The following is a 279-nucleotide window of genomic DNA, read 5'->3' on the forward strand; positions in this document are numbered from 1 at the left end:
GCGGATGATCCCCGGTGCGTTTGCTTTAACGGTGGTGACTTCGCCACTGGCTGCTTTAGATACCGGCTTTGCAGTCGATGCCAGATTGCTTTCCATGTCGCGCAGTCGTTTGAGGTGTGCATCAACTGATTTAATTTCTGCGGACGTGTTGTCGTAGCTCTCTTCTTCTTCAGCGTCCAGGGTGCGCCCCTCTTCAGCCGCCTTTGACATCACTTCATCAAGTGATGCGGCCAGCGCTGCACGCTTCGCTTCAAAGCTCTTGATTTGTTCTGCGATATT

General features: G+C 52.7%; 1 protein-coding gene. It reads right to left on the reverse strand.

Going from position 1 to position 279, the window contains the following annotated elements:
* On the reverse strand, nucleotides 1–279 hold a 279-nt coding region (locus HJG58_RS18680; protein WP_235944536.1), incomplete at both ends, for a hypothetical protein.

The organism is Acinetobacter geminorum, assembly GCF_013009345.1.
Lineage (GTDB): Bacteria > Pseudomonadota > Gammaproteobacteria > Pseudomonadales > Moraxellaceae > Acinetobacter > Acinetobacter geminorum.